Annotated in this window: 30 protein-coding genes and 1 pseudogene; 11 read left to right on the top strand and 20 right to left on the bottom strand. The window is 40.9% G+C overall.

Annotated features, from left to right (window positions below; all coding sequences use genetic code 11):
* Window positions 1-5: 5 nt before the first annotated feature.
* Window positions 6-161, top strand: a complete 156-nt coding sequence (locus L6773_RS21820) for a GIY-YIG nuclease family protein (protein WP_369431597.1) — start codon at window positions 6-8, stop codon at window positions 159-161.
* A gap of 307 nt (window positions 162-468) precedes the next feature.
* On the opposite strand, the gene L6773_RS18355 is transcribed toward L6773_RS21820, so the two are convergent.
* Window positions 469-1,041 (bottom strand): hypothetical protein, encoded by a 573-nt coding sequence (locus L6773_RS18355; protein ID WP_237855991.1) that lies wholly within the window; start codon window positions 1,039-1,041, stop codon window positions 469-471.
* A 243-nt stretch (window positions 1,042-1,284) separates the two neighbouring features.
* Between L6773_RS18355 and L6773_RS18350 the strand changes: the two genes are divergently transcribed.
* Entirely contained in the window at window positions 1,285-2,226 is a 942-nt protein-coding gene (locus L6773_RS18350) for a hypothetical protein (RefSeq protein WP_237855990.1), read from the top strand.
* Between the two features lie 114 nt (window positions 2,227-2,340).
* Here the strand turns inward: L6773_RS18350 and L6773_RS18345 are convergent, their stop codons facing one another.
* The 3 genes from L6773_RS18345 to L6773_RS18335 all read right to left on the bottom strand — a co-directional run bounded on the left by L6773_RS18345 (window position 2,341) and on the right by L6773_RS18335 (window position 3,443).
* The gene (locus tag L6773_RS18345) at window positions 2,341-2,499 is read right to left on the bottom strand and encodes a hypothetical protein (protein WP_237855989.1); all 159 of its coding nucleotides are present in this window, start codon (window positions 2,497-2,499) and stop codon (window positions 2,341-2,343) included.
* Between the two features lie 119 nt (window positions 2,500-2,618).
* On the bottom strand, window positions 2,619-3,059 hold the full coding sequence (locus L6773_RS18340) for a DUF4174 domain-containing protein (protein ID WP_237855988.1): 441 nt from the start codon (window positions 3,057-3,059) through the stop codon (window positions 2,619-2,621).
* 240 nt (window positions 3,060-3,299) lie between these two features.
* Window positions 3,300-3,443: a hypothetical protein gene (locus L6773_RS18335; protein ID WP_237855987.1), complete on the bottom strand. Its 144-nt coding sequence runs from the start codon at window positions 3,441-3,443 to the stop codon at window positions 3,300-3,302.
* Between the two features lie 308 nt (window positions 3,444-3,751).
* On the opposite strand from L6773_RS18335, the gene L6773_RS18330 reads away from it, so the two are divergent.
* Complete coding sequence (locus L6773_RS18330) at window positions 3,752-4,837, top strand: Fic family protein (protein ID WP_237855986.1); 1,086 nt, start codon at window positions 3,752-3,754, stop codon at window positions 4,835-4,837.
* 81 nt (window positions 4,838-4,918) lie between these two features.
* Here L6773_RS18330 and L6773_RS18325 read toward each other — a convergent pair whose 3' ends face one another.
* The 3 genes from L6773_RS18325 to L6773_RS18315 all read right to left on the bottom strand — a co-directional run bounded on the left by L6773_RS18325 (window position 4,919) and on the right by L6773_RS18315 (window position 8,642).
* On the bottom strand, window positions 4,919-6,394 hold the full coding sequence (locus L6773_RS18325; protein ID WP_439653433.1) for a glycine betaine ABC transporter substrate-binding protein: 1,476 nt from the start codon (window positions 6,392-6,394) through the stop codon (window positions 4,919-4,921).
* A complete protein-coding gene (locus tag L6773_RS18320; RefSeq protein WP_237855984.1) occupies window positions 6,390-7,124 on the bottom strand; it encodes an ATP-binding cassette domain-containing protein in 735 nt (244 codons plus the stop codon). The genes L6773_RS18325 and L6773_RS18320 overlap by 5 nt, the downstream gene beginning before the upstream one ends.
* A 420-nt stretch (window positions 7,125-7,544) precedes the next feature.
* Window positions 7,545-8,642, bottom strand: coding sequence for a site-2 protease family protein (locus L6773_RS18315; RefSeq protein ID WP_237855983.1), 1,098 nt, complete (start codon window positions 8,640-8,642; stop codon window positions 7,545-7,547).
* A gap of 206 nt (window positions 8,643-8,848) precedes the next feature.
* Here L6773_RS18315 and L6773_RS18310 point away from each other — a divergent pair, with 206 nt between their 5' ends.
* Genes L6773_RS18310 through feoB form a run of 3 tightly spaced genes read left to right on the top strand, consistent with a single transcriptional unit; the run spans window position 8,849 to window position 11,455 of the window.
* On the top strand, window positions 8,849-9,067 hold the full coding sequence (locus L6773_RS18310) for a FeoA family protein (protein ID WP_237855982.1): 219 nt from the start codon (window positions 8,849-8,851) through the stop codon (window positions 9,065-9,067).
* A 6-nt stretch (window positions 9,068-9,073) separates the two neighbouring features.
* The gene (locus L6773_RS18305; protein ID WP_237855980.1) at window positions 9,074-9,289 is read left to right on the top strand and encodes a FeoA family protein; all 216 of its coding nucleotides are present in this window, start codon (window positions 9,074-9,076) and stop codon (window positions 9,287-9,289) included.
* 9 nt (window positions 9,290-9,298) lie between these two features.
* A complete protein-coding gene (gene feoB / locus L6773_RS18300; protein ID WP_237855979.1) occupies window positions 9,299-11,455 on the top strand; it encodes a ferrous iron transport protein B in 2,157 nt (718 codons plus the stop codon).
* Here the strand turns inward: feoB and L6773_RS18295 are convergent.
* From L6773_RS18295 to L6773_RS18275, 5 genes and pseudogenes are all read right to left on the bottom strand, one after another.
* Window positions 11,448-11,735: a sll1863 family stress response protein gene (locus L6773_RS18295; protein ID WP_237855978.1), complete on the bottom strand. Its 288-nt coding sequence runs from the start codon at window positions 11,733-11,735 to the stop codon at window positions 11,448-11,450. The genes feoB and L6773_RS18295 overlap by 8 nt on opposite strands.
* 231 nt (window positions 11,736-11,966) lie before the next feature.
* Window positions 11,967-12,797, bottom strand: coding sequence for an outer membrane lipoprotein-sorting protein (locus L6773_RS18290; protein ID WP_237855977.1), 831 nt, complete (start codon window positions 12,795-12,797; stop codon window positions 11,967-11,969).
* Between the two features lie 435 nt (window positions 12,798-13,232).
* Window positions 13,233-13,868: an NUDIX hydrolase gene (locus L6773_RS18285; RefSeq protein WP_237855976.1), complete on the bottom strand. Its 636-nt coding sequence runs from the start codon at window positions 13,866-13,868 to the stop codon at window positions 13,233-13,235.
* Window positions 13,869-14,336, bottom strand: a complete 468-nt coding sequence (locus tag L6773_RS18280) for a nucleoside deaminase (RefSeq protein WP_304622115.1) — start codon at window positions 14,334-14,336, stop codon at window positions 13,869-13,871. It abuts the gene before it with no gap.
* A gap of 99 nt (window positions 14,337-14,435) precedes the next feature.
* Window positions 14,436-15,134 (bottom strand): annotated as a pseudogene (locus tag L6773_RS18275) (TIGR04283 family arsenosugar biosynthesis glycosyltransferase).
* A 448-nt stretch (window positions 15,135-15,582) separates the two neighbouring features.
* Between L6773_RS18275 and L6773_RS18270 the strand changes: the two are divergent.
* Both L6773_RS18270 and rdgB read left to right on the top strand, forming a co-directional pair.
* Window positions 15,583-16,500, top strand: coding sequence for a PfkB family carbohydrate kinase (locus L6773_RS18270; protein ID WP_237855975.1), 918 nt, complete (start codon window positions 15,583-15,585; stop codon window positions 16,498-16,500).
* A 2-nt stretch (window positions 16,501-16,502) separates the two neighbouring features.
* Window positions 16,503-17,087, top strand: a complete 585-nt coding sequence (gene rdgB, locus L6773_RS18265; protein ID WP_237855974.1) for an RdgB/HAM1 family non-canonical purine NTP pyrophosphatase — start codon at window positions 16,503-16,505, stop codon at window positions 17,085-17,087.
* A gap of 100 nt (window positions 17,088-17,187) precedes the next feature.
* Here the strand turns inward: rdgB and L6773_RS21815 are convergent, their stop codons facing one another.
* Window positions 17,188-17,475 carry a GxxExxY protein gene (locus L6773_RS21815; protein WP_369431596.1) on the bottom strand — a complete coding sequence of 96 codons (288 nt, stop codon included), beginning with the start codon at window positions 17,473-17,475 and terminating at the stop codon, window positions 17,188-17,190.
* Window positions 17,476-17,693: 218 nt separating this feature from the next.
* Between L6773_RS21815 and L6773_RS18260 the strand changes: the two genes are divergently transcribed.
* Both L6773_RS18260 and L6773_RS18255 read left to right on the top strand, forming a co-directional pair.
* Entirely contained in the window at window positions 17,694-19,238 is a 1,545-nt protein-coding gene (locus L6773_RS18260) for a sodium:solute symporter (RefSeq protein WP_237855973.1), read from the top strand.
* Window positions 19,239-19,258: 20 nt separating this feature from the next.
* On the top strand, window positions 19,259-20,170 hold the full coding sequence (locus L6773_RS18255; RefSeq protein ID WP_237855972.1) for a beta-1,6-N-acetylglucosaminyltransferase: 912 nt from the start codon (window positions 19,259-19,261) through the stop codon (window positions 20,168-20,170).
* A gap of 25 nt (window positions 20,171-20,195) precedes the next feature.
* On the opposite strand, the gene coaBC is transcribed toward L6773_RS18255, so the two are convergent.
* From coaBC to L6773_RS18220, 7 genes are all read right to left on the bottom strand, one after another.
* The gene (gene coaBC / locus L6773_RS18250; RefSeq protein ID WP_237855971.1) at window positions 20,196-21,395 is read right to left on the bottom strand and encodes a bifunctional phosphopantothenoylcysteine decarboxylase/phosphopantothenate--cysteine ligase CoaBC; all 1,200 of its coding nucleotides are present in this window, start codon (window positions 21,393-21,395) and stop codon (window positions 20,196-20,198) included.
* Window positions 21,396-21,397: 2 nt separating this feature from the next.
* Window positions 21,398-21,691 (bottom strand): DNA-directed RNA polymerase subunit omega, encoded by a 294-nt coding sequence (locus tag L6773_RS18245; RefSeq protein WP_237855970.1) that lies wholly within the window; start codon window positions 21,689-21,691, stop codon window positions 21,398-21,400.
* 2 nt (window positions 21,692-21,693) lie between these two features.
* Window positions 21,694-22,269, bottom strand: coding sequence for a guanylate kinase (gene gmk / locus L6773_RS18240; protein WP_237855969.1), 576 nt, complete (start codon window positions 22,267-22,269; stop codon window positions 21,694-21,696).
* On the bottom strand, window positions 22,262-23,143 hold the full coding sequence (locus tag L6773_RS18235) for a YicC/YloC family endoribonuclease (RefSeq protein ID WP_237855968.1): 882 nt from the start codon (window positions 23,141-23,143) through the stop codon (window positions 22,262-22,264). The genes gmk and L6773_RS18235 overlap by 8 nt, the downstream gene beginning before the upstream one ends.
* A gap of 173 nt (window positions 23,144-23,316) precedes the next feature.
* Window positions 23,317-24,663 (bottom strand): phosphoglucosamine mutase, encoded by a 1,347-nt coding sequence (gene glmM, locus L6773_RS18230; protein WP_237855967.1) that lies wholly within the window; start codon window positions 24,661-24,663, stop codon window positions 23,317-23,319.
* 153 nt (window positions 24,664-24,816) lie between these two features.
* Window positions 24,817-25,359, bottom strand: coding sequence for a cob(I)yrinic acid a,c-diamide adenosyltransferase (locus tag L6773_RS18225; protein WP_237855965.1), 543 nt, complete (start codon window positions 25,357-25,359; stop codon window positions 24,817-24,819).
* 43 nt (window positions 25,360-25,402) lie between these two features.
* Window positions 25,403-26,020 (bottom strand): IMPACT family protein, encoded by a 618-nt coding sequence (locus L6773_RS18220; RefSeq protein ID WP_237855964.1) that lies wholly within the window; start codon window positions 26,018-26,020, stop codon window positions 25,403-25,405.
* Between the two features lie 201 nt (window positions 26,021-26,221).
* Between L6773_RS18220 and L6773_RS18215 the strand changes: the two genes are divergently transcribed.
* Window positions 26,222-26,929, top strand: a complete 708-nt coding sequence (locus L6773_RS18215; RefSeq protein ID WP_237855963.1) for a succinate dehydrogenase cytochrome b subunit — start codon at window positions 26,222-26,224, stop codon at window positions 26,927-26,929.
* Window positions 26,930-26,931: the final 2 nt, after the last annotated feature.

Below are 26,931 nucleotides of genomic sequence, written 5' to 3'. Positions count from 1 at the left end.
GGCGTATTTCTGAACACCAAAATGGATATGAAAGAACGACAAAACCCTATCGACCTTTTAAACTTATCTATTATGAGTCTTTTCCAGATCGGAAGGAGGCACGAAATCGCGAGAAGTATCTAAAATCGGCAGCGGGGAAAAGATTTCTAAAATCGATGTAAAGGTAAGTGTTGGTTCGACCCTGCCTGACTGCATCTCGATTGATGATTATCAATGATTATGAAGTAAAGTTAAGTTTTTGATTGAGAACAAGTTGGGAACGGCAGGCAGGTCCAGTCCAGGGTATAATAATCCTTTTAAGTCATTGATTTGCAATGCTTTAAAATTTGGATACAAACCCAAGTGTAAACATTTCCCTTTCTAAAAAATTGCTTTGAAGTGTCTGGTATTCTTTTGTCGAACTTATTGATTAAAGAGGTAAGACTTATTGTGAGAAGAGCTGAGAGATTTGAAACAAATCAAACAAAATTAAGGACATTCATCTGATTTTGCAGCAATTGTCCAGGTATCATTTTTGATCCAGCCTTCTCTTGAATCAACTCGAATTTTAAACCAGCCTTGACTCTGAACGGGATTCTCCTCTACGGTATATTCTGTGGGTTCATATTCACCCTCCGTTACATTTATGATCTCACTGCCAAAAGTATCCGGTTCACTCATCAGGGGTACCAATGGGTTGTCAATTGTCAGTATGCATCCGGATAACTGGTCGATATTGTTGGGTTCAGAGCTGTTGGTTGAAGGTTCATTATCATTTGTAGGTTCGGGTTCAGATGTAGATTGGTGATTACTTGTAGTTTCCCGACCATTCGCAGTTTGTGAATCAGATGGTGAATAGGTATCTGACGGGGAATTTAGGTATGTATATGTTGGAATTGCTATTAATGCAAAACCTAAAAGAAAAGCGATGATTCGAACAGGTTTATTCGTTGTTTTTGCGGATACTTCAGCCCCAAAAAGCTTGAAACGTCCGCCTAACAAAGCTAAAAACAGAAGAATAGCTCCAAAAACAAAAAAGGCTATGTCGAGACTTGCTGGCATAATTACTTTCCGTATTTATGGCATATTCGGTTCTGAAAACATAGGATAGAGAAGAGTACTTATCAAAAATATTTACATTTAGCAGCATATATATGATTATGGAGGGTATAAGACTGATGATTGGAATGGTTTTAACAATTTCAACAGTCGAATCATCTTTACGGACTGAAGATTTATAGATTAGGGCATATTTTATGTCAATTAATTTTCAATGCATATACGAGAAGAAGTAAATAATTTCACATGAATAGCGAGGAGTTTATCAGTGATTGTGTAGGGAATTGTTTTAAAGCTATTCAGAATGCTCCAAATAGCTTGCGAAAAGCTGATCCTATCAACATTCCCGACAAATCTGTGCTAATAGGAATAGATGGGAAGAAAGTAAAAATCCTGAAGAAGGATGATACAATTCAAAAAAAGCGATTAAATATATTCTTAAAATTTTTGCAAGAGATCTTATCGAAATACAACCTGCAATTTCACTTCCGGTTCATCCTCAATACATTCGATGAGGACAAAGAAAGCGAATATCCTTTGTTTCAATTCTCCAGGCGGTACAGTTCCCGCAATCATTTGGTGATTCCCGATCCGCACCTTGTTTCTAAATATCTTGGTATGAGAGTAAATAACCTGCAAAGTTTCGAGGAGAAAATTCCTAAAATCGTGTTTCGCGGTTCTGATACCGGGACTTTCCCTGATGTTACCTCCAATGAACGAATATATTTCTGCAAATTATTCAAAGAGGATGACAATTATGATTTTAAAATCTCACGATTCTTTGCCTATACGCCGGATCTCCTGACGCGTCATAATATTGACATCAATGATATCAGGGGAAATTATATGTCTCAAGAAGAGCAATCCGGGTACAGGTACATCGGTGATATCGACGGGAATACTATTGCGTGGGACCGCAATTGCTGGGCACTTCCGCTAAACTCCGTATTGATTAAGTTTCAAAGAGAGAAAGAGCAAAAATATGAAACGTGGTATTCAAACTATCTTTATAAAAAACAGATCGTGCCGGTTTGCAGTGATAAGCGAGAAGTTGATGCGTTACGTGGCAGGGAACATGAGATTATCAGTAGACAGAAAGAGTTTTCAGAATTTCTTCTATCCGGGGATATAAGCCGGGAGTATTTTAAGAGAGTTTTATGCTTATACAATGAAAAGTATCATTCATAAATCGAAACTTGAACAATCTTAACACCCGGTGAATCCTATCAAAGCCAGTGGCCTATTGTTTACACCATGTTTGATGATAAGGACTGGAATGGCTTTTTGTTGTTTTACTTAGGGTTAAGAGACAAACTCTTCGTTTGTACGATATTCTGTTTTCCACTTCATCTTCTCTTCTTTTTCCTGGAGCTCTTTCATCTGTTCACGCCTGTTGAAAATAATACCAATGATCAACAGGAGAGTCACAACAGCACCTGAAATTAAAATCAAAATTTCCATTCCTACCTCTTATTCTAGGATATAATTTTTAAATCAATACATATTTTAAATGATAACTTATTCCAAAACTCAAAGGCAGTTTGAATAGTTTCGAAAGAATAAGGGAGCTGCTGAATGCGTCAGGTACCATCTCCTCGATTTCTGAGCTCATTCCGCCTCATCGGCATTTGGTCAATTCTGCCAAACAGGTCTTCATTCGATAAGAATTTACTCTGTCTGAGTTTTACTCCACCGTCAAGGCCTATCAAAAGAATTTCAAAAGATCCCTCACTCTTCTTGTATTTTGAGTATAAATTACCGGATTGAATCCATCCACTGTTTTCAATGTCATTACGCTTGATTTGATTTGGTAATATGGTATAGATGACGAGTTTTCGGTCCTCCAGCCCCTCTTGGTCAGAATGGAGTTCCTCAATCTGCTTTTGATAAATGTTGCTGCTTGTATCGTCCGTTAAAATCAAAATCAGGCGATCTTCCCATTGATGAGATGAGAGATCCTGTGAATGGGCATTCATAGTTATGGCAAAGATAGTGATAAAAAGTAGAAGTAGTGTTTTCATACTTCTTCTACAAAATATTCAATGCGAACGTTTCTGGTTAGTCATATGGGGAGGAGAGTAACTGGTGAATGAGGTCTGCCGTGGTGACCTGGTAAAATTCGTTGTCTGCCTGATTTATTGTCGTTAATTCTCCCTCTGATGTCACGGCTGTAGAATCTCCTTCCTACACAACTTTTCCATTGGTTGTATCCCACAAAAGTCCATAAATGCGGACATTTTTTCTTCAGACGTATACACACATCAATCAATATAGTTGGTTTCGGTATCGACTTCACAGTTCAGGTTTCCCATATGAATTTTTAGTATGTAGCGAGTTTCAATAGATTCACCAATCTTTTTCAATTGTGTATTATCTGCTATTTCGCTTGTGTTATAATTGTTCATAACCTCCTGGTACTCACGGATCAAACCATGGTTATTAAGATCATTAGATACCTGCCGATCAGACCGATAACAAGTATACAGATGAAATTCGTTTTCATGATGACAGTTTTGATTTTTGATTCAATCCCAACTCAATAGAAAGGTCTGCGGATTTTAGAGAGTTTTCAAGCACATGTTTGTGTGAGGAGGATCTACAGCCAGTCGGTTAATGTCAATTTTTAATACAGGCTGTTGGACTAAGGATTTACTTATTCTAATAAAACGTCATATATTAGATTATAATTTTGTGTAATCCAATGGGTTGGAATATGGAAAGAATCAATCATTATAAATTACCAGTATTACCTCCCGAGGAAGAAATTTCTCCTCCTTTAAAACTAATCACCGATGCTTATCACGCTCTGGGAGAGCTCAAAGGGAGAATGTTTCAGGATGTTATTAATCCAACCTTAATTGTAGGTCCTCTTTTAAATAAAGAAGCAGTTGCGAGTTCAAAAATTGAGGGCACACAAACCACAGTAGAAGAGGTGTTAAGGTATGAAGCAGAAGAAAAAAAACAGGAAGATTCTGACATACGAGAAGTTTTAAATTATAGAGAGGCAATCTATCAATCTGTTGATTTTCTTGAAAAGAAACCTACAGGAGAACATCTTATAAAAGAATTGCACAAGGCTTTATTGACTTCAGTGAGAGGAAAAGAAAAAGATCCAGGACATTTTCGCCGAACATCTGTCCATCTTGGCAAACCTGGCAGTACTGCAGAAGAAGCTTTTTATATACCACCAAAACCAGATGAGATAACTGGACTAATGAAGAATTGGATAGAGTTTCTTCATAATAAAAGCTGGGATGTAATGGTAAAAGTTGCAATAACACACTACCAATTTGAAGCTATTCATCCATTTATGGATGGAAATGGTCGGGTTGGCCGACTTTTGATTCCTATTATACTTTATGAGCAAAATGTAATACCCTATCCATATTTTTATATAAGTGAATATTTTGAACAGCATCGCGATGATTATTATGATGCACTTAGACTGGTTGATCAAAAAAGAGACTGGAACTCATGGATTCAATTTTTTTTGATTGCTGTTCGTGAGACGGCCATTCAAATACAGAAAAAAGTTGTCAGTATGTATGAATTGTATTCAAACGTGAAAGAGCAGAGTACGAAGATGAACTCCCAGTATGCACAACTATTTGTTGATTTATTATTTGAACGGCCAATTATTTCTTCGAAGGATATCACGAGAAAATTAGATCAACCGAGTAAACAGACGATTTACAATTTGATCGATAAATTTGAAGAAGCGGAGATTATTTCAGAAATAACAGGCAATAAAAGAAATAAAGTTTATGCCTTTGCTAAATTGTTGGATATTGTTAAGTAATTGATTTAATTTCAGTTATTGGGTAAAATCTATGATCCGCGAAGTCTCCAAAAGACGTTGAGGACCTCTTGTAAAATCAAATCATTCAACCAACCACCTCTCCACCAAATCAAACAAACCCTGAACCAAGAGTGCCAACAGTGCAGCAGGAATCGCACCTTCTAAAATCAGGGGGACACTATCCAAGCGAATTCCTGTCAGAATGGGCTGACCATACCCGCCTGCGCCAATTAATGCACCAAGTGTAGCTGTCCCAACATTAATTACAGCGGAGGTTTTGATGCCGGCCAGGATGGAGGGAACCGCCATCGGAAGTTCAATTTTTCGAAGGATGAGTGAATCAGGCAAGCCCAATGCTTTAGCGGATTCTCGAATCGGTTCAGAGATCGTTTTAATTCCTGAATGTGTGTTCCGGACAATAGGGAGGAGGCTATACAAAAATAAAGCAGCGATGGCTGGAAAGGCACCAATTCCAAAAAGTGGAATCATAAAGACCAGCAGTGCCAGGGATGGAATGGTTTGCAAAATTCCAACCGCACCCAACACGGCTGTTTCCAATACCTGGACTTTCACGGCTAATACGCCAATTGGAATGGCTATGATGATGGCGAGGCCAAGTGAAATGCCCACGAGATAAAGATGGTCGAGAGTATGCCGCCATAAACGGTCCCAAAAACCTTCCACGGATATTTGCGATTTAATCTGGCTGGTTTCAGCTAAAAAACGGGAAGCAACAACAGCATCATCCATACCATCCAATTTAACCTCACCGTTCATTTGAACCATCTCGTCTCTTGAAATCTCTCCCTCGAAACGGGTGATAGACGGTACTACCTCTTTATCTATATCTGACCGGTAGAGAAAAACGGCTTCATATTCAGGGAAGAAACTTTTGTCATCCTCCAGGACTTTCAGATCGTAATAATCAATTTCAGCATCAGTAGAGTAGAGGTCAATTACGTCGATATTCCCGGCATCGAGTCCGCGGTAGGCGAGGTCGTGATCGAGTCCCCTCACTTGCTGCGGCTGAAGCTGGTACACCTGCTGAAGTCCAATCCAGCCGTCTTCACGATCCATGAATTCGTTACTGAACCCAAATGACAGTTCGGGATGGTTCTGCAAATCTGAAATGGATTCTATGTCCAACTTTTCAGCCTGTTCCTGTTTCATGCCAAGGGCATAGGTATTGTTGAATCCAAACGGTTCACTCATTTTAATTCCAAACTCGTTCAAAACAGCAATCAGGTCTTCACGGTTTTCAATCTCCCTTTCGCCCAGGATCTCTTCAATGATCGTTCCGGTATAATCCGGGTAAACATCGATTTCATTACCTACCAGAGCATTCCATAAAATTCGCGTTCCCCCAAGCTGTTTATAGATCGCGGTTTCATATCCGTCGGATTCGATCGACTGTTTGAGGATTTCGCCGAGAATTACGGACTCTGTAAATGTTTTTGTACCAATTCTTACCGGCTCGTCGGTTTGAACACGGCCAAAACTGGAATTAGTGAATATGCAAAATGAAAGAAGCAGAAGAATCAGAAAGCGCATCTTAATACTCCTCCAGCGGACTTCGTTGTGCCTGCACAAACTGTTTTACAAACTCATTTGCCGGATGTTCGATAATCTCTTTGATAGATCCCGTCTGAATGATTTCCCCTGCTTTCATGAGTGCAATTTCATCGCCAAGGAATGCGGCTTCGCCCAGGTCGTGGGTAACCAGGAGCACGGTTTTGTTGAGCTCCCTGAAGATCGAGCGTAGATCGTTTTGCAACTCATACCGTACCAACGGGTCGATGGACCCGAGCGGTTCGTCCATCAGCAGAATGGGCGGATCGAGCATAAGGGCTCGCATCAGGCTGATTCGTTGTGCCTGTCCGCCTGATAAATTCTCAGGTTTACGATTTAGCATCGATGGATTCATATTGGTGAGCTCTGAAAGCTCTTGGATACGCTCATTTTCTTTCGCCTTATCCCAGCCAAGGTAATGAGTAACCAACGTGAGATTTTCCCTTGCGGTTAGATGCGGAAAAAGTCCCCCGCTTTGAATTACGTATCCCATTTTTCTTCGGAGTGCCAGTGCATTCTTGCTAGCCATTACTTTGCCATCAATTTGTATCTCACCTGAATCGGGTTGAATCAATCCCATGATAATTCGAAGAAACGTGGATTTCCCACATCCACTGGGGCCGATCAACGAAACGGTTTTTCCTTTCTCGATGGAGAGAGAGACATCATCCAGTACTTTTTGGTCGTAGGATTTAGAAATGTAGCGAGTTTGAATCATGCATGGAATGTACAAGATCCGCGAAGTTTCCAAAACTTCGCGGATCTATTTAAAGCTTCAAATTCAGTATTGATTGTAAGGAAATTGTGAAATGCGGTTCATATAAGTAGAGAATAAACACATTTACGGCTAACATCACAAAATGGAGGGAAAAGTAATTCCTTTTATACGCAATCAAATCTATCATGTATATCATCATGCAAACGGAGATGATTTACTTTTTAGAGAGGCAGAGAACTGCAATTATTTTCTTGGAAAAATTGAGAAGTACATTTATCCGATATCCAAAATTTACGCATACTGTTTGATGCCCAATCATTTTCATTTTTTATTGAGGATTAAAACCAGGGAGGAGTTAAAGGACTTCTTTTTCGAAAGCAAAAAAACGCGAAGTTCAGGTAGACTTCGCGGATCTCTTCGTTAATAATCAAAGGCGGAGCGGAAAGTCAGAAACTCGTTGATATTGTTCATATCCATAACTCCAACCACTTCTCCGTTCTCAAGCACGGGAAAGAAGTTCCGATTTCTGCGGTTTAGCTTCTGATAGGCACTCGATAATTCGGCATTGGCCTCGAGGGTTACAACTGAGGTGTCCATCACGTTTTGAATAGATGTTTGCTCACCGGTTTTTTGTAGGGCGTTGGAGAGATCATCCATATATAAAATACCTACAATCTCATCATCATCATCAACCACCAGGAAGTCCTGCTCGGTACTGGCAAGAATTTTATCCACAGCCGATTTTAAAGTATCATCGGGCTTCAGTAAAGAGTATTCGGTGATCATAGCATCACGAATTTTGTAACCTCTCATCAATTCGATTTGCTGAATCATAATGTTTTCTGAATGCGCACCAAACCAGATAAAAACGGCTATCACAGCCATCAGTATTCCATAAAAAAGTCCATACAAAAAGAATAGCAGAGCCAGGAATTTTCCAACTGAGGCGGCAATCTGTGTGGCTTTGATTCTCCCGATTTTCATAGTGAGCAGGGCACGAAAAATTCTTCCGCCGTCCATCGGAAAAGCGGGAATCAGGTTGAACAGAACCAGCGCAATATTGGCTGTTAACAGATAGAAAAGAAAATTGCCCGGGGTAATCATTGAGAGCTCTTCCTGTAACGTCTCCGGGTCCATCGAGGTAAATGTTTCGGTGGGGACAAAAATCGCCAAAATAATTGCAATTACAACATTTACCGCGGGGCCCGCTATAGCAACCAGGAACTCTTCTTTGGGATTTTCAGGGATTTTTTTGAGGCTGGCCAACCCCCCGATGGGTAACAACGTAATGCTGCGAGTGGGTATGCCGAATTTTCGGGCGGTAAGTGCATGCCCAAATTCATGCAGGACTACACACAAAAACAGCCCTATGATAAACAGTGAATACCAGAAAAGGTCAACTAAGGTGCCGTCTCTTGAGAATACTAGGAATCCAATAAATAAGAAAAGAAGCCAAAATGTCCAGTGGACCTGAACCTGGATTCCTGCAAATCGTCCGATTTTTAATGATGAACTCATATCACATTCCTACTTTTCTAAGTTCTATGATAAAGTCTATAAATAACAAGACCTTCTTTAAAATAGTAAATTTTCAGGCTGATTATGGAATGTACACTACAGTTCTGCTCATTAAGAGATATTTTTATCTTTTTTTAAAGATCACTGTCACCTCTCTTTTTGAATGCTTATCTTTATTTAGAATAGATTTAAATAAAATAGAGACTATGTTTCCGCTTACAACTACAAAGCCCGGCGAAAAAGTGCACATTTGTTCACTGTCTTGCAGCATGGAAGAGGCAAAACGGTTGCGCGAATTAGGATGTGTAGAGGGAATTTGTGCTGCTATTGTTTCTAATCAGTCAAATGTTATTCTCCAGGTGGGGGAAACAAAATTGGCAATCAACGGGAATTTGGCACGAACAATTTTGGTAAAGACTACTTAGAAATCGATGAAAACACTTTCAGATGTAAAAAAGAAAAGCTCTGCAATAGTCAAGGGAGTAAAGGGATCTGATACATTACGATTGCTCGAGATGGGATTTACACCCGGTTCGAAAGTGGAAGTTGTACGAGCAGCACCATTAGGGTTTCCCATTGAAGTGAAAGTGAGAGGATACCTCGTATCACTGCGGAAATCAGAGGCGGAGTGCATTGAAATTAAATAGACTATATAAGTGAGTAGGGAAAAGACGATTGCATTAGTTGGAAATCCCAATACGGGTAAATCTACACTATTTAACGGGTTAACAGGGCTCAAACAGAAAATTGCGAACTATCCCGGTGTAACAGTTGAAAGGAAGGTTGGTTATGCCAAAATTGGCGGAGAGAAGTACAGGATCGTTGATCTTCCGGGTTCATACAGTCTGAACCCTAAGCAGATTGATGAACGAATTACTTACCAGGTTTTAGCCGGTACATACGAGCATGAGCCTGCACCGGATCTTATTGTTGTATTAGTCGATGCCAGTAACCTCGATCGAAATCTGTACCTAACATCACAGGTTATGGATTTGGGAATCCCCGTGATTGTGGTGCTGAGTATGATAGATGTGGCTCAAGATCGCGGAATTAATGTAGATGCCGATCGTATTTCGAAAGTGCTCGGAGTTCCCGTAATACCGATGGTAGCCAAAGAGGAGAGAGAGGTTCAAAAACTCCGTGATTATATTTCAGGTCATAAAGTTGATCCCCCGAAACCGCTACAGTGGAGTCCCTCAGAGCCGCTTCAAAAGGCGATTGAAACCCTTATTAATAAATGGATCAAGCCAAACACTAATCTGCCCGAGCGGGTGTGGACCATAGAAGCTCTTCGATTTATCGGGGATGACCAGGCAATCAATTTGATTAACGACATAAAAAAGCAGCATCAACTTCGTGAGATCGTTGAAGAAGCGCGTAGATTGCTTGAAGAATCCGGAAAAAACTATGCCGCCGAGGAGGTGCTGAGCCGTTACGACTACATTGAGAAGTGTACCAGTGGTTCAGTTACAGAATCGAGTGAGAAAATTGAAACAATATCCGATAAAATTGACGCGGTTGTTACCCATAAAATATTTGGGCCAATCATATTTGTAATGATTTTGCTGTTGATGTTTCAGTCGATTTTTTCGTGGGCTGAACCGTTTATGAATCTCATAGACCTCCTTTTCATTGAAACGGGAACATGGGTATCTAAAACACTTCCGGAGGGTATTTTGAATGATCTTTTGGTGGAGGGAGTGATTGCCGGCTTGGGCGGTGTTGTGATATTTCTGCCTCAAATTATGTTCCTGTTTTTCTTTATTTCCATACTTGAAGGTACAGGTTATATGGCACGCGCTGCATTTGTGATGGATGGATTTATGACCCGGATAGGTCTGCATGGGCGATCTGTTGTCCCGTTAATGTCTGGCTTTGCCTGTGCCATTCCGGGGATAATGGCTACGCGCACCATTGAAAACTGGCGAGACCGAATCATTACAATTATGGTCCTTCCCTTTATGGCATGTTCAGCGAGGCTGCCGGTTTATGCCATTATGATTGCGGCCTTTATTCCCAATGAGTCTTTTCTCGGAATTTTTACCTTGCAGGGCCTGACATTTTTTGGGCTTTATTTCTTGGGTATCGTTACGGCTATAATCGCAGCCCGTGTTATGAAGCAGATTATTAAATCTGATATACCTTCACCATTTATCATGGAGCTTCCCAGTTACAAGATGCCAAAATGGTCAGGAGTTTTTTATAACGTGTTCGATCGAGGGCGCGTGTTTGTAACGGAGGCTGGTAAGATTATTCTTGGTATCTCCATTGTACTCTGGTTCCTGGCATCATTTCCCCGGATGGAATCACAAAATAATTTTGTAGCTGAACAAAGTGTCGAAAATGTAAATGAGTATTCACCGGATCAAACTGAACAGCAGCAAGCTTCCAATAAGCTACGACAAAGTTATGCGGGGCAATTCGGACAGTTTATTGAGCCGGTTATTAAACCCCTGGGATTCGATTGGAAAATCGGTATCGGCTTAATTACCTCATTTGCGGCTCGGGAAGTTATGGTGGGCACTTTAAATACTATATACAGTGTGCAACATGAGGGCGATGAACAGATGGCACTCCGTGAAAAGCTTAGGAGTGATGTGGATAGTGAAACCGGCGAGCCAATTTATACCGTCTGGACGGCATTGTCTCTCATGGTTTTCTTTGCGCTCGCAATGCAATGTATGAGCACAATAGCCATTGTAAAAAGGGAAACAAATTCGTGGAAATGGCCCGCCGTTATGTTTACTTATATGACCGCACTGGCATACATTTGTTCTATGTTGGTATACCAGGTAGGTTCAGCAATTAGCTAAACTTTCTCTTTGCCTTCGAGTAGGTTTCTTTCAGATCCGCTGTAGCTTTTTCAAGACCCTTTTTGATGTCTTCCCAGGCATCCTCGCCGGCATCTTCCAACTCTTCCAGCTTAGCCCTGGCTTTGCTCTGTTTAACCTTTAACTCATCAAGATATTTTTGGGAATCAATTTTACCTTCAGCTTGCTTTTGTTTAATTCTGGCTCTGAGTTTGTCAGCCTCAGCTTTCCATTCATCCAATTGTGCTCTAATCTTCTCTTTATACGCTTCTTTGTTGCTCATGATTTGTTTTATTTATTTAATGTCGATTCACTATTAAATAAAACATTTTAAACATACTATACGTTCATCTGTTTGTTACTTAGAGATTTAGAGTCCCTAATTTTTCACATGTTCAATTGGTGCATATAAAAAAAGAGGACATGGAAATGAATCCATATCCTCTGAAATTGTTCGAATAAAACGGGTTCAATTCGTTTTGTTGAACTCCATTTTTAATGTCTATTACTCTATCTATTCAGGGATCGTTACATTGGTTTGAACATCTTCAATAATGGTTCTCATTGTCATTGCACCCTCTTCCAGCATTTTCTGCAGACGTTCCATTTGTGGCTTAACAGCTCTCTCCAGGATACGTTTTTGGAGGCCGGATGCATTTTCCATCTGCTCTTCAAGATCCTTCATGCTTTGTTGTGCTTCAGCCATATCCTCGGCAGACATAGATCCGGAAATTCCCTCAATCTTCATCTCCATCATGAATGGAATCAACATACCGTCTATGTTTCGAATGTCGGACATCAGCATGTCGGCTGAACCGGTATACTCTCCGTCGTAACTGATATCAAAATTCATCCGCACGGGAATGTAATCTTCAGTATCAATATACATGCGTCCGCTTTGCGGTTCCGCTTGTTCTTGCTGTTGCTGTGCTTGAGGATTGGTTACCATATCGTCATAAAGAGCTCTTACATCCTCAATGAAGAGTACGTGAGCCTCACGCCCGTTAACTGTTTCCGTTCCCTCGTAGGTAGCATTTTCGACAAGTGCATCATAGCTCTCGTGGAAATTATAATAGTTTGAAGCAGGTGTATTAGATCCTGAATCCACAGCCTCTAATGTTGGGAAACCATCTGTTTCGACTTTTCGGTAATACGTTGTGTCGGGTTCTGTTTCAAGGAATCCCTCCATGCGGGTTACCATCATCATGGTTTCAATATCTTCGATTGAGTTGGTGTACTGCTCAATCATATCATCAAGAATGTCCTGGGCAGATTGCGCAAAAAGTGAAGATGAACAGACTAAAAGAAAGATCGCTAAAATAAATTGGAACTTGATTGTTTTCATATCCTGAAAGTTTAATTAGTTGTATTAAGGCAAAAATGTTATTTCTTTTGGTGGGAAACAACAGGGCTTTATTAAATAAGCGTAATTATTATCAAAAACGGCCCAACTTGTTCATCATAAAATAATCTGAAATTCAATCTTTTGAAAAGCCATCAACTCTCAAAAAACAAAAGTTTGATTGATTTTAATTGAAACTTTAGAGCTGGCATTCTAAGCGTAAAGCAGTTGTAATCGCTTTTTTGTTACATAAATAAATAAGTTTAATTGATTAAAAATATTTACAAGAAAATTGATTTATAACGAATAACCTTAGATATTTAGTTTATGGATTGTTAATTGTATTCAGTCCGTATAACCAAAACATCTTATTTGAGGAGCACGGTAATGAGGCCTGATGCTCCTTTTTTTATTGATAACACACTTCAATCAGAAAAATTACTTTCTAAACTCTTTGTACAGTTCGAGTAGTTCGCTCATCATCATAGCTGTGGCTCCCCAAAGCGGAACTTCATGGATTGTCCAAAATGGAACATGAAAACTGGCATGAGCAAGATTCCACTCTTCTGTTTTAAAATTCTCGCCATTCATCAAATTCTGAACGGGAATTGAGAATGCTTCTTGAACTTCAGCCGGATCGGGTATTAATTCAGGTTCTTCATCCAGGAAACCCACATAGGGAGTGATCTGATTATCTGTACGGTGTAAATAAAGCGGTGTAATACTACAAGCGATCTGAACGTTGTCTCGCCCAACACCAATCTCTTCTTCGGTTTCCCGTAATGCAGTTTCTTCCGGAGTTTCTGATCCTTCTCGTCGACCCCCCGGGAAGCTGATCTGGCCGGCGTGGCGTATGCTTTTTGTCCTGAGAGTCAGAATAACGTGAAGTTGATTTTCATTGTCAGGAAAAAGCGGAATCAATACGCTGCTGGGATGAGCTGTATCGGACTTCTTCTGCGGTAGCACAACATCAGGGTCGAGCGGCTCAGGAGACATCTTCATTTGAGCCTGCCGGCCGGGAAGTTCTTGCCGGGACCGTTCAATCAGGAACTGATGAAAGGGATGGAACGCCATTTAATAATCAATTTTATCTTCTTTTTTTATCCACTTCTCAAAAACCCGAATCGCCTTCTTTCGTTCAGCAGATTTCATAGAAATGGTACGGTCATCCGGTGGAACATTCAGCTCCTCATAGATAAAGTGATCATCGAAACCGGCTTCGGCGGCATCTTCTCGTGAAGCAGCATAATAGACCTTATTTGGGCGTGCCCAGTAGATGGCACCAATGCACATTGGGCAGGGCTCACAGGAGGTGTAAATATCGCAATCCGTTAGTTGGAAATCGTTCAGTTCATCACACGCTTTTCGAATGGCTACAATTTCGGCATGTGCTGTGGGGTCATTATCTGATGTGACTCGGTTGTGCCCTTCTGCTATTATGGCTCCGTCTTTTACAATTACACAACCAAATGGACCACCGTGGTTTTGCTCCATTCCAAACTCCGCCAGTTCAATGGCCCGATCTAAAAACTTCGTTTCCATAGCTCACTACCAATACTAATCCAATGAATTATTTTCAACCTGTATAAAATAAGATTAAATGAGCAGGAACAGAATCAAAAAAGAGATATGATTGAACCGTTAAAATTTTGGGTGATAGATGAGGTTCTTGTAAGCGGAAACCATCGTCTGTTGGCGTGCTCCGGAAAAGTACATCATGAAAACGACAAGATTCGCAAAATTTACTTTCAAATATTGATTTTCATCATATTTCCTGGCTGATAACACCACATCCTTCGGGATAATTTTGAAGTGAGCCTCCCTCTGAATTTTTTGAATCAGATCGTAATCTTCCATAATCATGAAATCATCTCGAAACCCGACAATCTTTTCAAATAAATTCCGTGTGATGAACAGAGTTTGATCACCGCCGCGACACATGATCCGATCGAACCGGGTAAACCAGGAATTCGCTTTCAGCAGGAATCGATCGGAATCAAACCGAAACCGATAGCACCCGGCCCTGTACCCATTTTTTAAAGCAACAGAGAGGTCCTCGAGGTAGGTTGTGGGAGGGAAGGAGTCGGCATGAACAACGTAGAGAAGATCTCCCGAAGAATGCTGAACTCCCATATTCATTTGCGTGGCACGTCCTTTTTGTTCGGAGACAAGGCAGCACTCATTATTTTCCTGAACAATTTAAACGGTTCGGTCATTACTTCCGCCAACCACAATTATGATTTCAAGCAGTCGATCGTCTCCATACGTTTCCAAATGACTGAGAAGTTTCCCAATCGTTTTCTCTTCATTATACGTAGGTATTATCAGACTAACTTGCATAGGTATCTTGTTCCTATGTGGCTGTTTATGATCCGCATCGGGTGAATGAACAACTGGATAAAACCACTGAGAACTATTTGTCAAGGACAACAGTGTAAGACGCATCAGAAAACACAGCAAAAGTTGCAAAGTTTATGAGCTGGTTCAGGGGAGATTTTGGCGGAATGGGGGTGCCAAAGTTATCATGAAAAAGTATGAGATAATCCCACAAGATGCTGATCCCTCACTTGAATTAAGAGAATAAGACTGGACTCTGAACTTAGATAATTTCCAGGATTTATGATGAAGGAATGCCACAAAAGCACGAGAACACTAAAGTTTTTTGTGCTTTTGTGTTCTCGTGGCGAAAAAAATGAGTAACCCTATCAAAATTGAATGCTACAAAACAGTCATAAAAACTGTATTTTTTGCATTTGAATTGAATTACTCGAATTAACAGATATAAATTATGTCTCTATTAGTTGTTGGATCTGTCGCCTATGACGGAATTGAAACACCGTTTGGAAAAGTCGACAAAATTCTGGGCGGCTCCGCTACCTATATTTCACTCACCTCATCCTATTTTCAAAAGAATGTGAACCTTGTTGGTGTAGTAGGAAAAGACTTCAGTCAGGATGATATCGATCTGTTTAAAAGCAAAGATATCGATCTCCAGGGGTTACAGATGGATGAAAGCGGGAATACATTTTTTTGGAAGGGCAAGTATCATTATGATCTGAACAACCGAGATACTTTGGATACACAGCTGAATGTTTTTGAGCATTTTAACCCGAAGATTCCCGAGTCTTACAGGGATGCCAAATTCATAGCACTTGGCAATATCGAACCAAGCCTCCAGGCAAAAGTATTGGAACAGGTGAACAGCCCTGATTTGGTGGTCATGGATACCATGAATTTTTGGATTGAGGGGACCCTTGATGCACTGAAACAGACATTGAAAAATGTAGATCTTTTAGTGATAAACGATTCTGAAGCTCGAGAACTTGCCGATGAACCAAATCTCATTAAATCGGCTGATCTTATTCGGAAAATGGGCCCGGATTTTCTGATAATCAAGAAAGGAGAGCATGGAGCACTCCTATTTACAGACGATGAGATATTTTCAGCTCCAGCATATCCAATCGTTGATATTTTTGACCCAACCGGTGCCGGCGACTCATTTATGGGGGGACTCCTCGGATGGCTCTCCTATACAAACGATCTATCTCCACAGAACTTCCGCCGAGCTGTAATCTTTGGATCAGTAATGGCCAGTTTTTGTGTGGAAGAGTTTGGTCCGGATCGTTTAAGAGACCTGACTGAAAAAGAGATTTACGATCGCTACAGGGAGTTCCGTGAGTTGAGTGAGATTCCTGAAGTGGGTTAATTATGCCTCAGCTGAATACACTTTTCCTGGCCTCTGGTAATCCTCATAAAATCGGGGAGTTACAACAGATTTTAGAGCCGTTGGGTATTCATTTGAAATCGACCCTGGACTATCCGGATGCTCCGGAAGTGGAGGAAGATCAACCCGACCTGAAAGGAAATGCGCTGAAAAAAGCACGATTTTGGTATCATAAAACAGGACTTCCCTCCATTGCAGATGATACCGGGTTAGAAGTTGAAGCCCTGGATGGTGCTCCCGGAGTTTACTCTGCAAGATACGCCGGCGATAATGCCACCTACCAGGATAATGTGGATAAACTGTTGGAGGAGATGGAGGGAGAAAAAAATCGGGCGGCTCAATTCCGAACGGTTATAGCTTATATCACCAATGAGGAAGAACATCTTTTCGAAGGGGTCTGTAAAGGAATAATTCTAACCGAAGAAAAAGGCACAAAGGGATTTGGTTACGATCCTGTTTTTCAACCAGAAGGATACAATGAAACCTTCGCTGAACTTGATGCTGAAGAGAAGAACAAAATCAGCCATCGAGGAAGGGCCTTGGAGAAATTTTTAGAATTCTTAAAGTGAGAGGCTGTAGCCACGGAGGCACGGAAAAGCACAGAATTTTTTGTGTTGTAGAAGTTCTCAACGATTAGTATACGACTCTTTTTATATCGAGTTTACTTTTTCAGAAGTTCAGAATCAGTCCAACCTTGCATCCGGAGCATTTCAGATAGTTGAGAGTTTGTGCCATATCTTCATCTGCAATTCCATTCTTAGCTTTGATCTCAAGTATTACCATATCAAATACAACAAAATCGGCAAAAAATTTATGAGAAAGAATCGTGTCTTTGTAGCTTATTATGAATTCTTTTTCCCTTTCAAAATCAATTCTGTTTTTTCTGAATTCATATTCAAGTGCATCCTTGTAAACAATTTCAAGGAATCCAAAACCTAATTGTTTATGTAATTCAATGCCTTCCCAATTAGTTTATTTATCTAATAAATTTTCTGTGGCAATTCCGTGTTTCCGTGGCAAACAAAACCACTATATAGTTGTATGAACTGTTTTCCGCCAATTCCTTACAATAAATCCCTCTGCGCCTTTGTGCATTTGCGGTAAATTCCTTTTGATTCAAGAAAGGAATTCTTTTTCTTTCCTTCGCAATCGTTCAAACTGAATTGACTGATGGTATGGGATTTACGCTGATTGACGGTATTGTTATCGTTGTTTACTTGATTGTTGTTGCCGTTTTTGGGATATGGTCGGCAGGAACACAAAAAACAACGACCGATTATTTTTTAGGCGGACGTGAGATGCCTTGGTGGGCAATCCTTTTTTCTGTTGTTGCCACTGAAACAAGTACACTTACTTTTATCAGTATTCCGGCCGTTGCGTACGGCGGAAATCTCACCTTTTTACAGCTTACTTTCGGGTATATTATCGGGCGTGTCATTGTTGCGTTCTGGTTCCTGCCCGGGTACGTTCACGGAGAGCTGGCTACAGCCTATCAATATCTTGAAAAACGGTTCGGGTCCGGTATGAGAAAAGCTGCCAGTTCAACATTTATCATCACTCGGTTGCTGGCCGATGGGGTTCGTCTTTTTGCAACAGCCATTCCGCTTGCAATTATATTTCGCTTTGCCGGTGTTTTTGAGGGCTGGGGTGACATGCAGATCTACTTGCTGGCTATTTCAGTCATTGCCGTGATCACGCTTATTTATACCTTTTTGGGTGGAATAAAAGCCGTTATCTGGATGGATGTGGTCCAGATGTTCATCTATATAGGCGGAGCACTGTTCGCACTTTTTCTGTTATTCGGCAAGCTTTCAGTTCCAATGTCGGAAGCTTTTTCGATGTTGGGAGAGGCAGGTAAATTTACAATGTTCAATTTTGGTTTCGATTTGAGCTGGAGTGAATTCATCGCCGATCCCTACGTTTTTTGGGTAGCTATTATCGGTGGTGCGATTTTCTCAATCGCCTCTCACGGTACCGATCAATTAATCGTACAACGACTGCTGGCAACCGGATCGCTCAAATCGAGTCAAAAAGCTTTAATATGGAGCGGAATTGTTGCAAGCATGCAATTTGGGCTTTTCCTTTTTATTGGTTTGATATTGTTTGTTTTCTACGAAGGTCAAACAGCAATGGAGATCGGGCTGTCAACTACAGATGAAGTTTTTGCACGTTTCATTGTCGATCATATGCCGGTCGGGATTGCGGGGCTTATTGTAGCTTCCTTGTTTGCAGCCGCGATGAGTAGTTTGAGCTCTTCACTCAATGCGTTGGCTTCATCCACTACTTATGATATTATCAAACCCATTTCGGGAGCTGACTGGGATGATGCCAGGGAGCTTTGGGTCTCGCGTATGGTTACGATAGGATGGGGAGTTGTGCTTACGGGTTCGGCATTCTTATTTACATGGCTCCAATTAAGTGGAGGAGATCGGCCTGCAATAGTTGAGCTGGGACTTGGTATTGCGTCGTATACATATGGCGGGCTCTTAGGGATTTTTGTGCTCGGTAGACTTTTTCCAAAGCCCGGAAGAAAGGATGCGATGATTGGTTTCTTCACCGGGCTGATATCCCTCCTTTTTGTGGTTGAGGGAGCCCTGCAGCAATTCCTCCCGGGAGAAGGTCTTACAATTGCATGGCCACTCTATACAGCCGTTGGCGGTTTTATTGTGATCGCAGTAGCCAATTTATCTTATGTAGTGAGATCAAAATTTTTAAGTTAAAATAGGTCCTGGCGGATTAAATGAGTTCTAATCCCTTTCTTGGTTTTATTTTACTGACCCATCAAAATCCCAAACAGATTCTTCGGTTGATTGATCGGCTGAATTTTATGTTTGATCAACCGCCTATCGTTTGTCACCATGACTTCGGACAATCCAAACTGCCGTTAAGTTCCGTCCCGCAAAACCTATCTTTTGTTAGCCCGCATGTAAAAACAGAATGGGGAAAATGGTCTTTGGTCGAGGCAACTTTAAAAGCTATTAAACAACTTTATTCAGCCTATGATCCAGACTGGTTTATTCTATTGAGTGGAACTGACTACCCCATTAAGCCCGGCCGGGAGCTTCTTAGTGACCTGAGAAATACGAAATTTGATGCTCATATATCTTCAAAGAAACTTGTAAGAGAAGAGATAGACAATCCTTTAGATGCTGGACATTTTGTTCGATACAACTCATTTGTTTTTGAGTATCCTTCAATTTTTCATCTGGTTCAATCTATTCGGAAACGAAAATGGGTAACTGAAAGAGTTAGAGTTAAAAATCCAAAATTCATTCGATACCTCATTCCGTTTTCAGACACATTTCATTGCTACAAAGGCAGTCAATGGTTTTCTGCGAGCCGAAAGGCTGCAGAATATATTTTAGATTTTGATGCTTCCAGTAAGTGGGTAAAAAATTTCTACAAAGGAGTTGATTGTCCGGATGAATCCTATTTTCACATTATCCTGAATAATAATTCTGACATGAAAATCAGTACTGAAAACTGGCGGTATGAAGATTGGGAAGGTATGGGTGCTCACCCAAAAGAATTGGGAGCAGAAGATTTGCAAAAAATGATTGAATCAAACTGCCATTTTGCACGAAAGTTTAATATGCGAAAAAAACCAGATGTTCTCGACCGGCTCGACGAGATAATCGGTTACGAAGCATAGTACAAAAACGACAAGTGAACTCTATTTAATCGGCAGAAAAGATTCTATGTAAAATTTTTCTGGCGATTTCTTGTTTTGTGCCTGAATAAGATTCCTCGGTCTCTTCACTCAAGAGAAGGATTCTATTCTCATCCGATCCAAATGCAGAACTTTCTCCTGCTAAATCATTAGCACAGATCCAGTCAAGGTTCTTTTTTTGGAGCTTCTTCTGAGCATTCTGCCTGAGATTTTCTGTTTCCATTGCAAAGCCGATCAGAACCTGCCCCTCATTTTTACGATTTCCAAGCCATTCAAGGATATCCGGGTTCCGTGTTAATTTTAATTCAGTATCAGCCTGCTCTTTCTTTACTTTTTGTTGCTGAAAGGTTGAGGGTTTGAAATCAGAAACGGCTGCTGCCATGATTATTACATCCGCATTTGCATCTTCTTTGATCAGATTGAAGAGCTCATCTGCCGATACAAAGGTTTTTGATGGTATACGGTCAGGTATCTCAATAGAAATGGGACCGTGAAGAAGGGTTACATTGGCTCCGAGAACCCGGGCCGCTTCGGCCATTGCTAATCCCATTTTTCCGCTGCTGGGATTCGATATAAATCGAATCGGATCCAAAAATTCGCGCGTTGGTCCGGCACTAACTACTACTTTTTTACCTGTCAAAGGCCCCTGGATTCGGTGCTTTTTGATGATACGCTGGGATTCCTCCAGGATAGTTTCTGGTTCGGGAAGTCGCCCTTTTGATTCCATTCCACTCGCCAGGTATCCCTCCTCAGGTTCCAAAATGTAGCAACCGCGTGATTTTGCCTTGTTTAAATTCTCAGATACAGCAGGACTTTCATACATTTCACCATCCATCGTAGGACAGATCAATAATGGACACCGTGCAGCGAGTACGGTGGAAGTTAGCATGTTATCAGATTGTCCCTGCACAATTTTGGAGAGTGTATTGGCAGTACATGGAGCAATAATAAAAAGATCGGCCCAGTCCCCCCAGTGGATATGTTTTGTCCAGTCCTCACCGGGATCATCATCATTGAAAACCTCAACGGCGACAGGGTTTTGGCTGAGGGCGGCAAATGTTTCTGTACCTACAAATCGGGTGGCGGAAGGGGTCATGGTAACCCGAACTTCAGCCCCCGCTTTTTGAAATTCACGCAAAAGGTACACCGCTTTATAAGCGGCAATACCACCGGTAACGCCAAGTATAATGCGTTTACCGGTGAGCATGATTAGATCTCTTCTTTAGGATATCGGTAGGTTACTTTCCCTTCCAGCATTTCATTTACAGAGCGCTGGGTAGCGTGGGGGAGTTGTTCAAAAGCTTTCGAAATGCGTTCTTGCTCTTCGTTGAAGGTAAACTCGTCTTCATCCTCAAATCCTTCAAAATATTTGAGTTTCTCATCAAGTTCGAGTTTTTCCTGGGCGGCAACTTGCCGGGCTCTTTTCGACATCACAACGATCTTCTCGTATTTGTTGCCCTTCTTTTCACCCAGTTTCTCTAAATCCAGTGTTCTAATCGGCATATTTATGTTTGTTTTATAAAGTTGGTAACAAGTTCTTTGATTTGGCTGTATGCTTTTTCTAGATCATCATTAATAATAATATGATCGAATCGATTGGCATAAGCCATCTCTTTTTTGGCGCGTTCTAAACGGGTTTGAATGTCTTGTTGAGCATCGGTTGCCCGTTTTTGTAATCGTTCTTTCAGAATCTCAATGGATGGAGGCTGTATAAAAATTGCCAGCGCATCCTTTTCAAATATCTTCTTCACATTTAATGCGCCAAGTACATCAATGTCAAGCAAAATAAAATATCCTTTTTCCAGTTCTTTTTCAACGTTTTTGCGAAGGGTTCCGTATAGTGTTCCGTCATAGACCTCTTCCCACTCAAGGAAGTCTCCGTTATCGATCTTTTCTTTGAACTCTTCCTTTGATATATAGTGATAATTTACTCCGTCTTTTTCACCTTTTCGGGGGGGGCGTGTGGTAGCGCTGACCGAAAACCGGATCTGGTCAAAATCATCCAAGATGCGTCTTGCCATCGTTGTTTTACCTCCGCCGCTGGGAGCAACCAATACCAGGATTTTACCTTTCTTACTCAATGTTCTGAACCTGTTCCCGAATTTTTTCCAATTTTTCTTTACCAAGAACGATGTGGTGCGCAATTGTTGAATCGTTCGATTTGGCCCCAATTGTATTCAACTCCCGGTTAATCTCTTGCGAGAGGAAGTTCAACCGGCGTCCAACCGGTTCGGCATTCTCAAGAGCTTCCAGGAAAAATTTGAGGTGAGACTGCAAACGAATAATTTCCTCATTTACATCCATCTTGTCGATCAACAGGGCAACCTCCATTTCGAGGCGTTCAGGATCGATTTTTTCTTCATCAATCATTGAACTGATGCGGGTTTGTAGTTTTTCCCGAACTTCAGGCCCGCGTTTTTTTGAAAGTTCTTTAACTGTTTCAACAATTTCGGAGATTCCCTGAATCAACTCCGTCAAATCGTTTCTGAGCTCTTCACCCTCTTGTTGCCTCATTTCATTCAAAAGAATGAGTGATTTATCCAGTGCTTCTTGTGTACAGTTCCAGATATTTTCAATATGCTCCTCATCTACTTGCTGGCTCTCAAAAATGTCATCAAACCGTAACAGATCGTCGAGTTGAACCGGGCCTTCTATACCGGCCAGTGTTTTTACCTTTTTCAGCATATCGGTGTATGCTGTTATAAGTTGTGCATTGTAGGTGATATTGGGAGAGAGCTGATCCGTTTTTTCGACATTAACACTGACGTGTGCCTTTCCGCGCGACATTTTTTTCTGGATTTCCTCTTTGATGTCGAATTCATACTCCTGGATACTCTGCGGCATGCGAATTGAAATATCGAGGTAGCGACTGTTAAGGGTTTTGATCTCAACAGTAACCTGGAAGCCGTTGGAAGAGGATTCCCCGCGGCCAAAACCTGTCATTGATTTGATCATAGGGCTTGGTTAGTTGAAAAATTAGTCGTTCAAAATAAGAAAGCTTGATTACGAAACCTTATCAAAAATAAATTAGATTTTCATTGGTTGTGTTGTGAATGATTTAAAATCTCTTGGATTCATTGTTGAAAGGAGACTAAGAATTTCATCCAGATGCTGAAAATTTCTGAGTATCATTGAATCAAAGAGATTACACTCGCAGCAAGTTTTTCGGCCTCGTCTTTTGTTTTAGCTTCACTGTAAACTCTGACGATAGGCTCCGTATTCGATTTTCGGAAATGAACCCATCCTTCCTCAAAGTCAATTTTCACACCGTCGGTTCGGTTGACCTTCTCATTTTTGTAGGCTTCGGCAACTTCATTGAGTAGTTCATCAGCATCTACACCAAGATTTTTCAGCTCAATTTTTTGTTTGCTCATTTCGTAATCCGGTAGTGAGTTTCTATAACCGGATGCGCTGATCTCCCGCTCGGCAAGCAGTTGGAGAATCATTGCAGATCCCACTAATGAATCTCGTCCGGGATGGAGGTCCGGATTGATCACACCGCCATTACCTTCCCCGCTTATCACGGCACCTTCTTTCTGCATCACTTTTACAACATTAATCTCCCCAACTGCGGCACGATGGCACGTTTGATTGTATTTTTGGGTAATATCGTTAGCTGCCCGGGAGGAAGATAAATTTGTAGCGGTGTCGCCGAGATTTTTACTAAGCATAAAATCAAAGGCGGCAACCTGAGTATACTCTTCGCCAAAGAACTTGCCGTTTTCATCAACTAGTGCGAGGCGGTCGCCATCCGGGTCTGTGACGATACCAAGATCACAATTATTCTGTTTTACATACGTGCAGATGTCATGCAAATTTTCGGGAAGGGGTTCAGGATTGTGTGGAAATATTCCATTTGGTTCACAATGAATTCTTTCAACTTTTACCCCCAAAGCTTCCAGCATTTTTGGTAAAGCTATAGATGCCCCGCCATTTACGGCATCAACAGCAACTTTGTAATTGTTCTCTTTAATTTTTTCCGCATCAATGTATGGCAGGTCCAGTATTTTCTGAATATGATAATTTGTGATTTCATCATCTTTTGAGATGCTTCCGATCTTATTGTATTTCTGATATGTAAAGGTACCTTTTTTTGCGAGATCAAGAACTTGTTCGCCTTGTTCAGCATCCAGGAATTCACTTTTATGATTCAGCAATTTCAGCGCATTCCATTCCTCTGGGTTGTGGCTTGCGGTCAAAATAATTCCACCGGCTGCATTGTGCTTTAAAACGCCCATTGCTACAGTAGGAGTTGGAGTGATGCCCGCTTTCACAACATTGCAGCCCGTACTTTGGAGCGTGGCGCAAACAATATCTTCACAGATTTGCCCGGTTACCCGAGAGTCTCGGCCCACAACCACAGTACCTCCATCAAGCCAGGTTCCGTAAGCTGCTGTAAAATTGACAAGATTTTCTGGTGTCAGATGAGTCCCAAAGATACCCCGAATACCGGAGACAGAGATCATTAATGCCATTATGAGTGAGTTTTAAAATTTTTTGTTGGTAGTAAATGTTTTAAAATTTTTTTATCAGCAATCAGCAATCAGCAATCAGCAATCAGCAATCAGCAATCAGCAATCAGCAATCAGCAATCAGCAATCAGCAATCAGCAATCAGCAATCGCCAATCTACTTACTTTTCCATTGCGTCTCAGTTTCTCCGGCTTCTCGATTTTCAAACCGGGCCATCACGAAAAGAAGATCCGAAAGCCGATTCAGGTAAATGATAATTTCATCCGAAACAGGATTCTCAAGTTTTAATGCAACTGTATGGCGTTCCGCACGTCTGCAAACCGTTCGTGCCTGATGTAAAGTGGCACCTGCCGGCGCTCCCCCGGGCAGTATAAAGGCTGTAAGTTGTGGCAACTGCTCGTCCAGCTCATCAATCCAGTCTTCTAATTTTTGTATCTCTTTAGTCCCGATACGGTCAATTTTCGCTTTTTTGGAAGGCAGAGTTGCGAGGTCGGCTCCCAGCACAAAAAGCTGATTTTGCAGCTCTGTTAAAATTTCTTCTCCGCGTTTGCTGAGTGAATAGGTAAGTATAATCCCCAGAATAGAATTCAACTCATCGATGGTTCCATAGGCCTTAATCCTAAGGCTGTTTTTTCCAATGCTGGCTCCACCAAAGAGAGAGGTTGTTCCCTGGTCACCTTTTTTAGTGTAAATTTTCATAAGTAAATATTTTTTTTGAAGGTAAGAAGCTTGTCGGAGTTTATCAGTTCTTTATATGAAAAGATTCGCCGGTAATTTCAAAACGAATAAGTTGGTGTTCCTTCGATTTAAGACTCCTTTTAAATAACTCATTTTCCCCTTTAGGACAACCGATTTTAAGGTTAACAGTTTCCAGGTAGGACGATTCAAGGTCAATCCAGGTAAATTCGTTTTTCCATTTTTCAATCAACGACTGTTGCGGATAATCATATTCCAACTCATATGTTTTAATGGGTACCAGTGTATTTAACGTTGCAGATTCAATCGATTGCTGAGCTGAAGTTTGATATGCATCAATCAATCCTGCCTTTCCAAGTTTAGTTCCGCCGTAGTATCGAACCACAATTAAAATCACATTCATCAGGTTGTGAGATTTCAAAGTATTCAGAATTGGAAGTCCGGCTGTACCATTTGGTTCACCATCATCCGAAGAATATTCAATAGGTTCATTCGGATTCAACAGATAGGCATAACAATGGTGGGTTGCTGTAGGATGCTCTTTTTTGATTGAGTCTAAGTATTCCTCCGCTTCAGTAATGGTAGCGGCGGGGCACAAAAAACCCAAAAATTTTGAACTTTTTATACGATAATCTGAAGAAAATTTTGATAGTACAGTATTCAAATGAAGGGTGTTTGAAAGTGAATGTACGCTAATAATTTAGACCTTTTCTGAATAGGCTCGAAATAGATTTCCAATCATAATTATCTTGCCTTTTACGGCAAAACAAACGAATTTACATACAATGATTTGGAACTGAAATAATGTTCATCTTGTTTTTTCCAACGATTTAAAGAAATCTTCAGACACTAATCAATTCTATATATGCCATCTTTTATTGAAGCGCTAAAATCACAAGTTGGCCGAAAGTTTCTAACAGGGATTACCGGACTATTGCTCGTCTTTTTTATCATTTTTCATCTGATGGGAAATCTTGCCATTTTTGGTGAACCAAATGCAATGAACGAGTACTCTAAATTCTTGCACAGTTTAGGGCCACTCCTATGGGTTGCAAGAGCTGGGCTTATCATAGCTTTTATACTCCATGCGTGGATTGGTATCTCAATATGGTGGAATAAAAGAAAAGCACGGCCTCAAAAATATAAAGTATACAGCAGTAAAGGAGGTCCGAGTAAACAAAGCTTAAGTTCGCGAAGTATGGCGTTTACAGGAATTGTTTTGCTGGTTTTTGTTGTCATACATGTAAACACTTTTGCACTGGGTGATACTGAAACAATTACTGTTGCCGGTGAGCAATATTCCGATTTAAAACAGTTGGTTATTGACACATTTGCAAATAGTGCTCTCTATACATTTGGATATACAATTGTTATGATATTGCTTGGCACTCATCTTGGCCATGGCATTTGGAGCGCGTTTGTATCTTTAACAATGCGAAGTAAAAAGACGTCAGCTATTGTTTATACTGTTGGAGCTATTTTTGCAGTTCTTCTGGCTGTCGGTTTCCTGTTCATTCCTCTGTATATTTACTTTGCCGGGGGATGTGAAGCAGCACTCATTAGTTGTAATTAAGA

The sequence above is a fragment of the Rhodohalobacter sulfatireducens genome, from assembly GCF_022012475.1.
Taxonomy (GTDB): domain Bacteria; phylum Bacteroidota; class Rhodothermia; order Balneolales; family Balneolaceae; genus Rhodohalobacter; species Rhodohalobacter sulfatireducens.
The sequence above is the reverse complement of the archived record's forward strand: the minus strand, read 5'-3'. Positions and strand labels throughout refer to the sequence as shown.